This window comes from Paraburkholderia sp. MM5482-R2 (assembly GCF_050436125.1).
In the GTDB taxonomy this organism is placed as follows: Bacteria; Pseudomonadota; Gammaproteobacteria; order Burkholderiales; family Burkholderiaceae; genus Paraburkholderia; species Paraburkholderia tuberum.
The window spans coordinates 1,650,991-1,665,748 of record NZ_JBNDLP010000002.1 but is presented as its reverse complement, the minus strand read 5'-3'; the positions used below and the strand labels follow the sequence as shown (position 1 = coordinate 1,665,748).

Annotated in this window: 11 protein-coding genes; 2 read left to right on the top strand and 9 right to left on the bottom strand. The window is 66.1% G+C overall.

What is annotated here, in order from left to right; all coding sequences use genetic code 11:
- Window positions 1-365: 365 nt before the first annotated feature.
- Both OKW37_RS10590 and OKW37_RS10585 read left to right on the top strand, forming a co-directional pair.
- Window positions 366-2,057, top strand: a complete 1,692-nt coding sequence (locus OKW37_RS10590; protein WP_409259504.1) for a putative bifunctional diguanylate cyclase/phosphodiesterase — start codon at window positions 366-368, stop codon at window positions 2,055-2,057.
- 95 nt (window positions 2,058-2,152) lie between these two features.
- Window positions 2,153-3,610, top strand: coding sequence for an HDOD domain-containing protein (locus OKW37_RS10585; protein ID WP_429406623.1), 1,458 nt, complete (start codon window positions 2,153-2,155; stop codon window positions 3,608-3,610).
- A 100-nt stretch (window positions 3,611-3,710) separates the two neighbouring features.
- Here OKW37_RS10585 and OKW37_RS10580 read toward each other — a convergent pair whose 3' ends face one another.
- From OKW37_RS10580 to OKW37_RS10540, 9 genes are all read right to left on the bottom strand, one after another.
- Window positions 3,711-5,087: an EAL and HDOD domain-containing protein gene (locus OKW37_RS10580; protein ID WP_429406625.1), complete on the bottom strand. Its 1,377-nt coding sequence runs from the start codon at window positions 5,085-5,087 to the stop codon at window positions 3,711-3,713.
- A 250-nt stretch (window positions 5,088-5,337) separates the two neighbouring features.
- Window positions 5,338-6,132 (bottom strand): ABC transporter substrate-binding protein, encoded by a 795-nt coding sequence (locus OKW37_RS10575; protein WP_176365738.1) that lies wholly within the window; start codon window positions 6,130-6,132, stop codon window positions 5,338-5,340.
- Window positions 6,133-6,277: 145 nt separating this feature from the next.
- Window positions 6,278-7,348 (bottom strand): succinylglutamate desuccinylase, encoded by a 1,071-nt coding sequence (gene astE, locus OKW37_RS10570; RefSeq protein WP_429406627.1) that lies wholly within the window; start codon window positions 7,346-7,348, stop codon window positions 6,278-6,280.
- Window positions 7,332-8,672, bottom strand: a complete 1,341-nt coding sequence (astB, locus tag OKW37_RS10565; RefSeq protein WP_429408440.1) for an N-succinylarginine dihydrolase — start codon at window positions 8,670-8,672, stop codon at window positions 7,332-7,334. The genes astE and astB overlap by 17 nt, the downstream gene beginning before the upstream one ends.
- A gap of 12 nt (window positions 8,673-8,684) precedes the next feature.
- Complete coding sequence (gene astD, locus OKW37_RS10560; RefSeq protein WP_429406629.1) at window positions 8,685-10,148, bottom strand: succinylglutamate-semialdehyde dehydrogenase; 1,464 nt, start codon at window positions 10,146-10,148, stop codon at window positions 8,685-8,687.
- Between the two features lie 2 nt (window positions 10,149-10,150).
- A complete protein-coding gene (gene astA, locus OKW37_RS10555) occupies window positions 10,151-11,188 on the bottom strand; it encodes an arginine N-succinyltransferase (RefSeq protein WP_184008656.1) in 1,038 nt (345 codons plus the stop codon).
- A complete protein-coding gene (gene aruF / locus OKW37_RS10550; RefSeq protein ID WP_429408442.1) occupies window positions 11,185-12,237 on the bottom strand; it encodes an arginine/ornithine succinyltransferase subunit alpha in 1,053 nt (350 codons plus the stop codon). The genes astA and aruF overlap by 4 nt, the downstream gene beginning before the upstream one ends.
- Before the next feature lie 67 nt (window positions 12,238-12,304).
- Complete coding sequence (locus OKW37_RS10545; RefSeq protein WP_429406631.1) at window positions 12,305-13,540, bottom strand: aspartate aminotransferase family protein; 1,236 nt, start codon at window positions 13,538-13,540, stop codon at window positions 12,305-12,307.
- A 157-nt stretch (window positions 13,541-13,697) separates the two neighbouring features.
- Window positions 13,698-14,741, bottom strand: a complete 1,044-nt coding sequence (locus OKW37_RS10540; protein ID WP_429406633.1) for a GlxA family transcriptional regulator — start codon at window positions 14,739-14,741, stop codon at window positions 13,698-13,700.
- Window positions 14,742-14,758 lie beyond the last annotated feature (17 nt).

Here is a 14,758-nt window from a genome sequence, read left to right as displayed (position 1 = left end):
GCGTCGCCAAAAAAAGGGGATTCGCCGTATTAACGGCCGCGAAGCGACGTCACTTTAACCGAATCGTCCCGGCGACGGCGCCGGGCTTCTCCTTACCAGATGTTTTTCTCCACGGGCCGCTAAAGATTTCCCCGCATGCGTCGTTATCTCGTTCTGATGGGGCGGCCTGCTATCTCCTGGCCGCCCGGAGCGGCGGACAAGCAGCCCCGCCTGCGGACGAACCCAGGTTGCCAGCGACAAACATGGAAGCGAACACGATCACCGCGCCCCGCCGGGGCTCCTTGCGCACGGTCATCGACCGGCTGTGGGCGTTCGGCCGGCGCGAGGACGACGACCAGCCGAGCAGCGCGAAGCGCCCGCCCCCACTGGAACAGGTGGTCGGCGCGGTCGATCTGCTCGCGCACGTCGACGATGCGCTGCGCTTCATCTACGTGTCCGACGCGAGCCTGCGCTTCATCGGCTATCACCGCGAATACCTGAAAACCGCGACGCTGCACGATCTGGTCGCGCCCGCCGACGTGCCGCGCCTCGACGCGCTGCTCAAGCTCGCGGCGGCCTCGGGCAATGTCGAGAAAGCGACGCTCGGGCTCGTCAAGTCGCTGACCTATCCGATCACGGTCGAGCTGCGGGTCGTGCGCAGCAGCCACGACGGCGTCGACGGCTACGCGATCGCCGGCTTCGACGTGTCGTCGTGGCGCGCCACCGAAGAGCGCCTGACCCAGGCGCTGCATCTGGACCGGCTGACCAGCCTGCCGAACCAGTCGGGCTTGCTGCACGCGTTGCTCGACGCGCAACAGAAGGCCGACGCGCACGGCACGCCGGTCGCGCTCTTGCTGCTCGATCTCGACGACTATCAGCGCGTGAATCGCGCACTCGGCTACGACGCCGGCGACGAGATGCTGCGCGACACGTCGCGGCGCCTGTTGAACATGACGAGCCCGAACGAAACGATCGCGCGCGTCGCCAGCGACGAGTTCGCGATCCTCGTGAAGCCTGCCGCGAGCCGCACCGACGCGGCGGCGGCCGCCGAAGCGCTGGCGCGGCGTCTGTTGACCGCGATCCAGCAGCCGTACGTGTTCAAGGGTCAGCAGGTGCACCTGTCGGCCAGCATCGGCATCGCGCTGTACCCGGACGTGCGCCACGCCAACGACACCGGCGGCCACGACACGCACCTGCTGCGCTGGGCCGACCACGCGCTGTTGCAGGCGAAGGCCGCGGGCGGCAACACGCTGGCGTTCTACGTACCCGACGACAACCCGGCCGACGCCGAGCGCCTCAAGCTCGAGGCCGACCTCTACGACGGCGTACGCAACGGCGAGTTTTCGCTACACTTCCAGCCGATCACGAGCAGCCGCACGCGGGGCGTGGTCGGTGTCGAGGCGTTGATTCGCTGGACGCATCCGGTGCATGGCCTCGTGCCGCCGTCGATGTTCATTCCGCTCGCGGAGTCGATCGGGCTCATCAACTTTCTCGGCAACTGGGTGCTGAAGGTCGCGTGCATGCAACTGATCCAGTGGGACGCCAAGGGCATTTCGCTGCAGTACGTGGCCGTCAACGTGTCGCCGCAGCAGTTTCGCGATCCGCGCTTCAAGGACTCGGTGCGCGAGGCGATCGAGCTGACCGGCATCGATCCGCGCCGCCTCGTCTTCGAGATCACCGAAAGTCTGCTGATGCACGATCCGGCGCACGCGAAAGGCTTGCTCGAAGAGCTGACCGCGATGGGCATCCGCTTTGCCGTCGACGACTTCGGTACCGGCTATTCGAGCCTCGCGTACCTGCAGCGTTTTCCGCTCGCGAAGCTGAAGATCGACCGGAGTTTCGTGGAGAATCTGCTAACCTCGCGAAACGATCAGGCAATCGTTAGCGCCGTCGTCGGCCTTGCGCAGACGCTCGACCTCGAACTGGTAGCCGAGGGCGTCGAAACGGAAGCGCAACGCGCGTTGCTCACCGAGATGGGCTGCGATCACATTCAGGGCTGGCTCGTTTGCAAGGCGCTGCCGTCCGAGGAACTCGCGCAGCGCTTCGAATCGCGCGAGCTTCAGTTGCACGGCGCGTAACGGGCGATGCAGACACGACGCCCAGGCAGCGCAACAAGCCGGCTCACGACCGGCATGGCATTCACTGGAACACGTATGGCTTTTGCGGGACTCACATGGTAAAGGCGGCAGTGCTCGACCGGCTCTGGACGCGAATGAGCGAGCGCGGCGATTTCCCTATGCTGTCGCAATCGCTGCGCACCACCATGGCGGCAGTGACCAACGACGACCTCGACTTCACCGGCCTCGTGCAAGTGGTGCTGTCGGACTTCGCGCTCACCCAGAAGGTGCTGCGCCTCGCGAACTCGGCGATGTACATGGCGTTCGGCGGCAACATCACGACCGTGTCGCGCGCGCTGATGGTGCTCGGCATGGATGCGGTCGGCCATCTGGTCGTCGGTCTGAAAATCGTCGATCACTTTCATCAAAGCGCGCCGCGCCGCATCGACGCGAAACTCGAACTGAACCGCACGCTGCTGTCAGGCTGCGTCGCGCGCAAGCTGACCGAGCGCGGCGACTTGCGCGCCGGTGAGGAAGCGGTGGTCTGCACGCTGATGCGGCAGATCGGCAAGCTGCTGGTCGTGTTCTATCTCGACGCCGAATGGGACCAGATTCGCCGCCATATCGACGGCGGCGCACTCGAAACCGATGCGTGCGTGCTCGTGCTCGGCGTGACGTTCGATGAAATCGGCGCCGAAGCCGCGGTGCGCTGGCGCCTGCCTGACACGATCCGCTCGGGCATGGGTGAGTTCGATCCGGAGGATGTGACCCAACCGCGCCAGGTGCAGTGGCTGCGCGCGATCACCAATTACTCGACCGCGGTCGCCGACGTGCTCACCCAGCAGAACATGCCCGAGGGGGAGCGCGAGGCACGCATCGGCGAGCTTGCGCACGAGTACAGCGGCGCGCTGAACACCGACCCCGAGGTGCTGCTGCAGATGAGCGTCGCGCTATCGCGTGAGGATGGCGGCGACAGCGTGATGCGCGAGATCGTCGAGTTACGCGCGAATGCCGATGCGATCGCGCGCGAGGCGCTTACACCCGAGGCGCGCATCGAGATCGGGGTGAAGGATCTGCGCGACCTGCCCGAGGGCAGCCCGCTCGCACCGACGCTCGCGATGGCCGCCGAGACCGTGCTCGCGGCGCTCGGCTTCTCGCGCACCGTGGTGTACGTCAAGCACAGCAGCGGCACGTTCAAGGCGCGTCTCGGCTTCGGGCCGAAGATCGACGCGGCGCTGCCGCGGCTCTCGTTCAGCACCGCGTTCGAACCCGACGTATTTCATCTCGCGATCGCGAACTCGGTGGGCATCTTCATCGAGAATGCGCGCGATCCGAAGATGGTCGCGCGGCTGCCCGAGTGGTTCCGGCGCTCGTTCGACGACGCGCGCGCGTTCGTGCTGCTGCCGATCGTCGACGAAACCGATCAGACCGTCGCGCTGCTCTACGGCGACTGGTCGCATACGCAGGAGGCGCGCCGCATCTCGCAGAAGGAGATGAGCGTGCTCAACGAACTGGCACGGGAGTTAGGACGTTTTTTCGGCCAGGGGCAGATGCGGGAAATGGAGATGATGTGAAGACCTGGCGTGATCGTTGATCACGCCGCTTCACTTCGATCCTTTCCGTGTTTGCCCGAAAACGATTTTATCCGGGCACCGTGCGGGGCTTTTACCCCACTCAATCGTCGATCCGCTCGAGCCCTTCCGCGCTGCGATCCGCGACGCCGGCCCATGCGCCGGCCGCGAGACCCATCTGCGCGACCTCTTCCACGGTCAACGGAGCAAGACGCTCGCATAGCGTGGCGACGCGCTCCCATGCGCCGCCTTCGAGCGCTTCGACCGCGCTCAACAGCAGACCCAGCCTGCCCTCGCGATGCAGGATTGCTGCCTGGATCGGTCGCGACAGCGTAAGGATGTTCAGCGTATTTTCGAGCGAGCCGCCGAACACCGCATCGACGAACGAAAACACACCGGTCAGGAAGGCCGCATCGGCTTCGTCGCGGCCCGCCTCGGGCATGCGCTCGATCGCGAGTTCCATGAAGCGCGCGCGCGTGGCCGCGAGTTGCAGCAGCGGATCGTCCTCCAGCGCGACCTTGCGGCCGTCTGCGTAGAGCAGCAGCTGCGTCCAGCGCGCGATGCGGTCGGTGCCGGTCGCGTTGATCGCGTCGCGCAGCGTCGTCACCTTGTGACCGACCGGGAGGCCGCTCGAATTCGCGAGCTTCATCAGATGCATGACGAGCACCGGGTTCAGCTTCAGCTCGGCTTCGAGCTGCGCGACCGTCGGGTCCCCCGCGAGCAGTTGCAGCAGATTGAGCAGCGCGTGGCGCGGCGCGCTGACGCGGCGCGTCGCCGAGCTTTGCGCGCGCGCGAAGTAATAACCCTGGAAGCGGTCGAAGCCGAGCTCGTGCAACGTTTCGAAGTCGGCCTGCGCATCGACACCTGATGCGAGCAGCAGCTTGCCAGCCGACTTCAGCACGCTCGCGAGCTTCGGCAGCAGCGCGCGCGGTGTGCGCGTGACGTCGATCTTGACGACTTCGGCGTACGGCAGCAGCTTCGCGAAAGTCTCGTTGGGCTGCGTGACGTCGTCGAGCGCGAAGCGGTAGCGGCGGCCATGCAGATACACGACACGCGCGATCAACGCGTCGTCGACTTCGAGCGATGAAGGCAGCTCGAGCATGAAGCGCTCGGCGGGCAGTCTCAGGATCGCGTCGTCGAGCAGCAGCTCGCGGCTCACGTCGACGTAGGCCGGATGGCCGGTCAGCGCGCCGCGCACGTCGCCCTGCACGAGCCCGCGCACGATCGCGCGCGCGACGCGTTGCACCGGCGTGGACGCGCGGCCCGGCAACGCGTCGGTTTCGGGCGGGAGATCGGTATTGGCTTGCGGGGCGATGCGGTCCGCGTCGGCGAGCGGCAGCTCGGGCGCACGCACCTTGATCTCATAGCCGCACAGCATGCCGTCCCGATTCAGAATGGGCTGCCTTGCGTAGCTGGCGATGAGCGACGCGTCGTCGGTCGTGCCGCTGTGGCTCAGAGTCTCGATTGCGATGGTGGTCATTCCAGTCCCCCGCTCGGCGCCGCTGGCGCCTGGCCGCTATGTTCTGTTTTTCGCTGCACGTTGGCGCGTTTCTATGACGTTGCAAGCTCCGTCGCGCGCGGCAGTGTGCGTCGCAATTTTATCGCAGCGTCATTGGGCACGAACAGGCTTACGAGACAATATCTCGAAATATTTGCTGAACGTTTGCGACACGCGTGCAGAAAGCAAAACGGCCGCAACGCGCGGCCGTTTTGCACACTTCGATGCATCGCTACTTCAGCACGACTTTCACGTCGAAGTATTTGGCGGCGAGGCGGTCGATCGTGCCATCCGCCTTCAGCTCCTTCAACGCGCCGTTCAGCGCATCCTTCAGTGCCTTGTCGTTCTTGCGCACGCCGTAGCCGACACCCGCGCCGAGCAGCTTGTCGTCGCTGACGGCCGGACCGGCGAACTCGAAGCCCGCGCCCTGCGGCTTCTTCAGAAAGCCCTTCGATGCCGCTTCGGCGTCCTGGAACGACGCATCGAGACGGCCCGACGCGAGGTCCGCGTAGATCTGGTCCTGCGTCTGATAGGGCACGACGTCGACCCCGGCCGGCGCCCAGCGCGCCTTCGCATAGGTTTCCTGGATCGTGCCCTGCAGCACGCCGACGTGCTTGCCCTTCAGCGATGCGGGCGTCGGCTGCAGAGCACTACCCTTCTTCGCGATCATCTGGTTCGGGATCGTGTAGATCGGATCGGTGAAGTCGATCGCCTGGCGACGCTGGTCGGTGATCGTCATGTCCGAGTTGATCGCGCTGAACTTGCGCGCTTCGAGCGCCGGGATCAGGCCGTCGAACGAGTTCTCGACCCACACGCATTTGGCCTTCAGCTTCGCGCACACGGCATTGCCGACGTCGATGTCGAAGCCCTGCAACTCGCCAGCGGGCGACTTCGATTCGAACGGCGCATACGACGCCTCGACGCCGAAGCGCACTTCCTTGATCTCAGCCGCCGACGCGGTGCCTGCCGTCAACACCGCCGTCGCGAACAGCGCGAGTGCGGCCAGGTTGGGCCAATTCTTCTTCATTACGGATGTTCCTTTACGGTGTGGACTGAAACGGAGCCGATTCGGCGCGCACAGGCGGATTACGCCGCCGCGCTTCGGACTCGCGCGGCCGGCGTGACCCGTGGATGCGACAGCCGCGAAGCCCGCGATTGTACATGGAACCTGTCTAGACAAGCCTGGACAGCGTGTCGGCAGTGGTGTCGACGACGAGCAGACCGGCGCGCAGGCCGGGCTTGACCGTCGGGTTCGGAAACACGATGCGCTCTTCGTCGCGCTGCACCGTGTATTGATAGTCGCCGTCGCGCGCCAGCAAGCTGCCCTTGATGAGCGGCGTGAAGTTCGGCACGTCCGGCGCGAGCAGCAGCTCGAATGCGTCGCTTTGCTTGGTCAGCTGATCGACGACGGTGAACACACGCGGCAGAGCGGCTTGCGCGTCGGCTTGCGAACCCACGCGCGTGCCGGCCAGCAGCGCGCGCACCGCGAGATCCGCGCCCTCGAAGCGTGTCAGGTCGTTCTCGCCGAACGGCCGCACCTTGCCGAGTTCGAGCGTGCACGCAGCAGCGCCACACGCTTGCGCGGTGAAGTGCGAATAGGTGTTGCCCTTCGTCGTGTGCAGCAGCACCGCGCTGATACGCGCGTCGCCGAGCCATTCGAACATCGCGCGCGAAAACGGCTTGCCGGTATGCGGCAACAGCGCGAAGCGCTCGAACACCGACACGCGGATCGCCGTATGCATGTCGATATGCCAGCGCGCGCCGGGCGCGGCGGACGCGTCGGCGAAAAAGCGCGTCGCGGCCTGTTCGAGCGCGGCCGCGCGCGGCGCCTCATGACTGTGCGGCAGTTGCAGATGACGGCCGCTGAACAGCCGGTTCAGATCGTCGTCGCGATAGCGGCCGCCGTCGCGCATCGCCTCGATGTTGCCGAGAATCACTAGCAACCGGCATGCAAGCACGGCGCGGCCCTGCGCGATATCGGCGACGATGCGCGACAGCAGTTCGATCGGCGCGGTTTCGTCGCCATGCACGCCGGCCGACACAAGCACGCTACGGATGTCCGAGTGCTGCTCCGCGGGCTCGATGACGAGTACACCGTCGCCCTGCCACGTCCAGCGCACGCCGTTCGCACACGTGCCTTGCGCTTGATGTGCGGCAGGCCGGGACCCCGCGAGCGTCCACGCGAGAAAATCGTCGAGCATCGCGCTCGGGACCGCCATCGGGTGCTCAGCGCTGGAAGTCATACAGCGAACCCAGAGCGAGGATTTGCGTCAGCTCATCGAGCGCAGTGCGCGACTCGACCAGCAGCTTCGGATCGGTCAGATCGGCGGGTGCGAGACGATCGCGGTAGTGCTTTTCGATCCACGCATCGAGACGGCCGAACAGCGTGTCGTCGAGCCACACACCCGGCGCGACCGCCGCGCGTTCGGTGTCGTCGAGTACGACGCGCAGCCGCAGACATGCGGGGCCGCCACCGTTCTTCATGCTCTCGCGCAGATCGAACACGAGCACTTCGTCGATCGGACCGCTGTGCGCAGTCAGCTCATCCAGATACGCGGCCACGCGCGGATTTTCGCGGCATTCCTGCGGCACGACCAGCACCTGCTTGCCATCGGGCCGAGTCAGCAGCTGGCTGTTGAACAGATACGACGTCACCGCATCGGCGACGCTGACCTGGGCGTCGGGCACTTCGATTACGTTGAACCCCGCGTGCAGGCTCGCGAGCTTCGCGCGCAGCTCGTCGTACACCGCCTGCTGCTCGACGAACGCGAGCTGATGGCAGAACAGCGTGTTGCGATTGCCGACCGCGATCACGTCGTTATGGAACACGCCCGCGTCGATCACTTCAGGGTTCTGCTGCGCGTACACGGTCGCCGCTTCCTGCAAGCCATGACGATGCGCGACCGCGCGGCTCGCCTCGAACGTCTGGCGCGCCGGATAGCGCTTCGGTTCCGGCCCGCGACGATACTCGCTGCGGCCATACACGAAGAATTCGACACCGCGCGCCTTGTATTGCTCGCAAAAGCGCGTGTGATTCGCCGCGCCCTCGTCGCCGAGCGCGGGCGTGCCGGGCAGCGCCTCGTGCACGACGAAGCGGTCGGTGTCGCTGAACATCGCGCGCAGCGTGCGGCGTGTCGACTCATGTTCGATCGCGCGATGCAGCTTGCTGCACAGATTGGCCGGCGTGAAATGCACGCGGCCGTCGTGCGTATCCGCGGACGGGCTCACCGTCGCCGCGTTCGCGGTCCACATCGCCGAGGCCGAACTCGCCGCCGCGAGCAGTTCGGGCGCGTTGTTCGCGACGCGCGCGATCACCGAAGCATCGTCGCCGGAAAAACCGAGCTCGCGCAACAGACGCATCGACGGACGCTCCTGCGGCGGCAGCACGCCCTGATGAAAGCCGAGGTCCGCCAGCTGCTTCATCTTGCGCAGACCCTGGCGCGCGGCGGTCTTCGGATTCGCGACCGACTTCTCGTTGTTCTGCGACGCGACGTTGCCGAACGACAAGCCCGCGTAGTTGTGAGTCGGGCCGACCAGGCCGTCGAAATTGGCTTCAGTGGCTTGCAGCATCGTCGATCCTTAGAATTGAAGGCCCGGCGAGACGCTCGCGGGCATGGTCAGTTGCGCGCTCTCGACCGAGGCCATTGGGTATGCGCAGTAGTCGGCCGCATAGTACGCGCTCGGCCGATGATTGCCCGAGCGGCCCGGCCCGCCGAACGGCGCCCCTGAAGAAGCGCCATTGGTCGGCCGGTTCCAGTTGACGATGCCCGCGCGAATCGTGCGCTGGAAATGCGTCCACAGCGCTTCGTCGTCGGCGAGCAGGCCCGCCGAGAGACCGAACTCCGTATCGTTCGCCCGTTCGAGCGCGTCGTCGAAATTGCGGTAGCGGATGATCTGCGCGAGCGGACCGAAGTGCTCCTCGTCGGGCAGGTCCTTTACGTCGGTCACGTCGAGAATCGCGGGCGTGACGAAGCCGAGCTGCGGATCGCGCTGCTCCATTTTCAGCAGAGCCTTCGCGCCGCTCGCGAGCAGACGCTCCTGCGCGCCGATCAAACGCGAGGCCGCGCGCGCCGACACCACGGCGCCCATGAACGGCTGCGGCTTGGCGTTGTATTCACCGACGCCGATGCGCGCGGTCACTTCCGTCAGGCGCGCGAGGAAGCGCTCGCCGAACGCATCGTCGGGCACGAAGATGCGGCGCGCGCACGTGCAGCGCTGCCCCGCCGACAGAAACGCCGATTGAATCGTGTGGTGCACGGCGGCGTCGAGGTCCGCGACCGGGCCGATCACGAGCGGATTGTTGCCGCCCATTTCGAGCGCGAGCACGATCTCCGGCCGTCCGCCGAACTGTTTGTGCAGCAATGTTCCGGTATCCGAACTACCGGTGAAGAACAGTCCGTCGATCTGCCGGTGATTCGCGAGCGCGATGCCGGTATCCTTCTCACCCTGTACGAGATTCAGCACGCCGGCAGGCAGCCCCGCGTCGCGCCAGATCTGCACGGTCAGCGCCGCGACGCCGGGCGCGAGTTCGGACGGCTTGAACACGACCGCATTACCGGCGATCAGCGCGGGCACGATATGCCCGTTCGGCAGATGGCCCGGGAAGTTGTACGGCCCGAACACCGCCACCACGCCATGCGGACGATGCCGCAGCACCGCGGTGCCGTCGGCCATCGCCGAGCGCTTTTCGCCGGTGCGTTCGTTGTAGGACTGAATCGAGATCTCGACCTTCGCGGCCATCGAGGCCGCTTCGGTGCGCGCTTCCCACAGCGGCTTGCCGGTCTCGCGGCCGATCGCTTCGGCGAGCGCTTCCTTGCGCTCTGTCACGAGCGCGGCGAAGCGGCGCACCACCGCGCAGCGCTCGTCGAGCGTCAGCGCCGACCATGCGGCGAACGCGCGGCGCGCGCTACGTACCGCGCGATCGACGTCGTCCGCCGACGCGCTGTTGCCTTGCCACACCACCACGCCCGTGCCGGGATTGCGCGATGCGAATACGGGTCCTGTGCCGGCGGCCCATTCGCCGTCGATGAAAAGCTCGCTCATGATCATCCTTGTTTGTGTTTCAACGGCAGCACCCGCAGCGGATCGCCTGCCTGCACGCGCAGCGCGTCGGCCTCGGCCGCGCTCAGGCGGCACACACCGTTGCGCGGCACGCCCGCCACGACGCCTACGCGAAAATCGCCGAGCGATGTATTCGATACCATCGACTTCGGCCCGTCCTGCGCGGCTTGCTCTGCTGCCTCGCCAATTTCAGCCGCCACCAGCACGCTTTCGCGCACCGTGCGCAAATCGGCGATATGGCATTCGAGCACCGGACCCGCGTCGAAAATATCGACGTGATTCTCATAGCGCAGCCCTTCGGCTTCGAGCATGCGGCGCGCGGGAATCGTGTCGTTATGCGTGAGGCCGACGCAGCGCTGCGCCTCTTCCGGCAAAAGTTCGACGTACACCGGATAGCGCGGCATCAGCTCGGCGAGAAACGCCTTGCGGCCGTGCGAGCTCAAATAGTCGGCCGCGTTGAAATCGATCTGGTAAAAATGCGAGCCGACCGCGCGCCAGAACGGCGACGTGCCCTGCTCGTCGAAATGGCCGCGCAGCTCCGCGCACAGACGCTGCGGAAAACGCTCGCGAAACTGCGCGAGAAACATGAAGCGCGAGCGCGACAGCAAGCCGCCGACGCCGCTCGTGCGATAACGCGGGCTCAGAAACAGCGAGCACACTTCCGCATAACCGGTGAGGTCGTGCGAGATGTTCAGCGCGTGCATGCGCGTCCAGATGCCGAGATCCTGGCTCGCGTGCACGACCGTGCTCACGCGATAGTTGTAGAACGGCTGCTGCAGACCCACCGCCGTTTCGATACCGCAGACGCCGGCCACGTCGCCGGTCGCGGTGTCTTCCATCACGAAGAAATAACCGGCCTCGTGCGGCGCGGCCTGATCTTCCATCGTGCGGCGCGCGCGCTCGACACGCGCCGCGAGCGCATCGCGATCCGGTTTGAAGGTGGTCAGGCCCGGCCCGGTTTCCTGCGCGAGCCGCATCAGCGCATCCACATCGCCTCGTTGTACTACGCGAACGACGATCATTGCGCGTCTCCCGATGGTTCATCCTGCGGCTGATGCAGCGGTACGCAGCGCACCGCATCGCCTTCCCGTACGCCGAGCGCGGCGCGCGCCGCCTGTAACAACCCGGCGCCCGATTCCTTGCCGGGCGCGAGATCGCCGAGCACACAACGGAACTCGCCGGCGGCGCCGTTGTGCGCGATCAGGTACGTTGCGCCGCGCGTCGCGGATGCCTCGCGCACGACGCGCGTTTCGTTGTGCTGCACGCTGACACTGCGATCCACCTGCGCGGTCAGCACCGGACCCGCGTCGAAGATGTCGACGTAGCGATCCGTCTCGAAGCCTTCCTCGAGGTGAATCTCGTAGGCGAGCAGCGCGTTCGCGTCCGGTTCGCCGAGCACGCGCTGCGCCGCTTCGGGCAACAGCGGCACATACACGGGATAGGTCGGCATCACTTCGGCGATGAAGGTGCGGCTGCGGCCGCCCGATTCGACTTCGATGTCGGCGAAATCGCGGCCGAAAAACTTGCGCCCCACCGCTTCCCAGAACGGCGATACACCGTTTTCGTCGGTCACGCCGAGCAGCAGCGAGAACACCTCGGGCGTGAAGCGCTTGCGATTCGCGGCGATGTACATCATCCGCGCGCGCGAGATCAGTTGCGCGGCCGCGTCGCCGCGCAGCGACGGGTCGATGTAGTAGCCCGCGAGCCGGCTCTTGCCGGTCAGCTCGTGCGACATCGTCAGCGCGTGAATCTTGCGATTCACATGCAGTTCGCGCGACGCATGAATCAGCGCGTCGTTGCGAAACACGTAGAACGGGTCCGCGTACCCGGCCGCCGCGACGATGCTCGCGGTGCCCATCAGCTTGCCGGTCTCCGAGTCTTCGAGCACGAACAGATAAAACTCCTCGCCCGGAAAATCGACCTCCGCGCGAAACGAGTCTTCCGACAACGCGACCCGCGCTTCGAGCGCGCGCCGGTCGTGCGGCAGGGAATGCAGCACCGGCTGCGCGGTGCGCGCCATATGCTCGAGCGCATCGAGATCGGCAAGGCGGCCTGGACGTACGAAGAGCATCATCGTTCCTGTTGAATGTGACGCATGATCCGCTGCATCAGCGTGGGCGTGCGGGACTGCCTGAACATCAATGCGACGCCGCCTGCGCGTTCGCGCCGACGAGTTCGCCGAAGGCCGTCTCGAGGCGCGCGAAGCCTGCGGCCATGTCGTCGAGCGGCATGATCAGCGACGGCACGAAGCGCAGCACGTCCGGACCCGCCATCAGCATGATCACGCCGTGCTGGCCGGCCGCGGTGACGAAGTCCTTCGCGCGGCCCCGGAACGTGTCGTTCAGTTCGGCGCCGATCAGGAGACCCTTGCCGCGCACTTCGGTAAATAGCCCGAAGCGCTCGTTCAGTTTCGCGAGATGACCCCTCAGCACTTCGCCGCGCGAGCGTACGCCTTCGAGCAGCTTCGGGTCGCTGACGAGTTCGACCACTTTTTCCGCGATCGCCGAGCCGAGCGGATTGCCGCCGTAAGTCGTGCCGTGCACGCCGACCTTGAAGTGCGCGGCGAGCTCTTTGGTGGTCAGCATCGCGCCGATCGGGAAGCCGTTGCCGAGCGCCTTCGCGGTGGTCAGGATGTCCGGCGTCACGCCGGTGTCCTCGTACGCGTAGAAGAAGCCGCTGCGGCCCACGCCGGTTTGCACTTCATCGAAAATCAGCAGCGCGTTGTGCTGGTCGCACGCTTCGCGCAGCGCCTTCAGGAACGCCGGATCGGCCGGGATCACGCCGCCCTCGCCCTGGATCGGCTCGACGATCACCGCGCAGGTCTGCGCGCCGATCGCCTTCTTCGCCGCTTCGACGTCGTTGTACGGCAGATGCGTGATGCCGGCCGGCACCGGGCCGAAGCCTTCCGAGTACTTCGGCTGGCCACCGACGCTGACGGTGAACAGCGTGCGGCCGTGGAACGACTGCGCGAACGAAATGATTTCATCTTTCTGCGCGCCGTGACGGTCGAACGCGACGCGGCGCGCGAGCTTCAGCGCGGCCTCGTTCGCCTCGGCGCCCGAATTCGCGAAGAACGCGCGGTCGGCGAACGTGAGGCTTTCGAGGCGCTTCGCGAGGCGCAGCACCGGCTCGTTCGTATAGCCATTGCCGATGTGCCACAGCTTGCCGCCCTGCTCATGCAGTACCTTCAGCAGCTCGGGATGCGCATGACCGAGCGCGGTGACGGCGATGCCGCCGGCGAAGTCGATGTAGTCGCGGCCTTGCGTGTCCCACACGCGCGAGCCGAGACCGCGATCCGGTACGAAGGCGGCGGGGGCAAACACCGGCACCATGACTTCGTCGAAGGTCTGGCGTGTCACAGTCAGGTCGTTCATGGCAATTCCTTTTACGGGTGACAGGTAATACAGCTAGTGTAGGAAACCGCGCGCGGCACGTCTTGCGCATACGCGACGCGTTCTATGAGGTTCCGCGCGTCGCGGCTGTCGAGCTTTGCGCTGAACTTGCCGCGGTTTCGCTTTCAGATGGCTTGCGTCAATCGAGCTCGGGCCGCTCGATCAGCGCCGCCGGCCGCGGCTCGCTCGCGCCGCCGTGCGCGCCGGTCTGGCGGTCGATCCAGTTGCGGCGATCCTCGCGCGGGGTGACGCCGAAGCGCTCCCGATACGCATTCGAAAAGTGCGCCGCCGACGCAAACCCGCATGCGAGGCTGATCTGCACGACGGATTTGCTGGTGCGCTGCAATTGCGTGCGCGCCTTCGACAGCCGCAGCCCCAGATAGTATTTGGACGGCATCGAGCCGAGATACTGGCGAAACAGGCGCTCGAGCTGCCGCCGCGAGACGCCGACGAAGCCGGCGATTTCATCGGTGGTCAGCGGGTCCTCGATATTGGCTTCCATCAGCAGCAGCGCGTCGTTCAGGCGCGGGTGACGCTCGCCCGGCGCGGTCACGAACGGAATGCGCTGACGCTCCTCGCCCGCGCGCAGCACGCCTACGCCGAGCGTATCGGCGATGCGCTCCGCGAGTTCGGGCCCGTGCTCGCGGCCGATCATCGCGAGCATGAAGTCGACGGTCGCCTGGCCGCCCGCGCAGGTCGCGCGATCGCGATCGATTTCGAAGATCTGCTGCGTGACGATCGAGCGTTCGAACTGTTCGGAGAACTGCTGATAGGTTTCCCAGTTCACGCTGACGCGATAGCCGGACAACTGCCCCGCCATCGCGAGCCACCACACGCCGTGGTGGATACCGGTGACGAGCGGCGTGCGCTGACCGACGCGCGCGAGGCTCGCGAGAAACAGACGATAGTCGGCGAACTGCTGGAACCGCTCGCTGACGATGATCAGCCAGTCACACGCGATCGCGTCGCCGAACGCGGCATCGGCCGGCCATTGCGCGCCGCCCGCGAGCGGCACCGCGCGGCCGTCCCACGAACATACCTGCACGCGATACAGCGCACGGCCGTCGATTTCATTGGCGAGACTGAGCGCGTCGACGATCGGCCCGACGCCCGACATCGACACGGGCGGCAGTGCCACGATCACGACCTGGGTCGTGCGAGCCGGGCTGGACGTGCGGGCCATCGGGTGTCCGTGAAAAG

What these genes read in the sequence shown, in the direction of transcription:
- astA (WP_184008656.1), bottom strand. Translation starts at nt 11,188, where the DNA reads ATGATCGTCGTTCGCGTAGTACAACGAGGCGATGTGGATGCGCTGATG.
- aruF (WP_429408442.1), bottom strand. Translation starts at nt 12,237, where the DNA reads ATGCTCTTCGTACGTCCAGGCCGCCTTGCCGATCTCGATGCGCTCGAG.
- astE (WP_429406627.1), bottom strand. Translation starts at nt 7,348, where the DNA reads ATGACTTCCAGCGCTGAGCACCCGATGGCGGTCCCGAGCGCGATGCTC.
- OKW37_RS10545 (WP_429406631.1), bottom strand. Translation starts at nt 13,540, where the DNA reads ATGAACGACCTGACTGTGACACGCCAGACCTTCGACGAAGTCATGGTG.
- OKW37_RS10580 (WP_429406625.1), bottom strand. Translation starts at nt 5,087, where the DNA reads ATGACCACCATCGCAATCGAGACTCTGAGCCACAGCGGCACGACCGAC.
- astD (WP_429406629.1), bottom strand. Translation starts at nt 10,148, where the DNA reads ATGAGCGAGCTTTTCATCGACGGCGAATGGGCCGCCGGCACAGGACCC.
- OKW37_RS10540 (WP_429406633.1), bottom strand. Translation starts at nt 14,741, where the DNA reads ATGGCCCGCACGTCCAGCCCGGCTCGCACGACCCAGGTCGTGATCGTG.
- OKW37_RS10585 (WP_429406623.1), top strand. Translation starts at nt 2,153, where the DNA reads ATGGTAAAGGCGGCAGTGCTCGACCGGCTCTGGACGCGAATGAGCGAG.
- OKW37_RS10575 (WP_176365738.1), bottom strand. Translation starts at nt 6,132, where the DNA reads ATGAAGAAGAATTGGCCCAACCTGGCCGCACTCGCGCTGTTCGCGACG.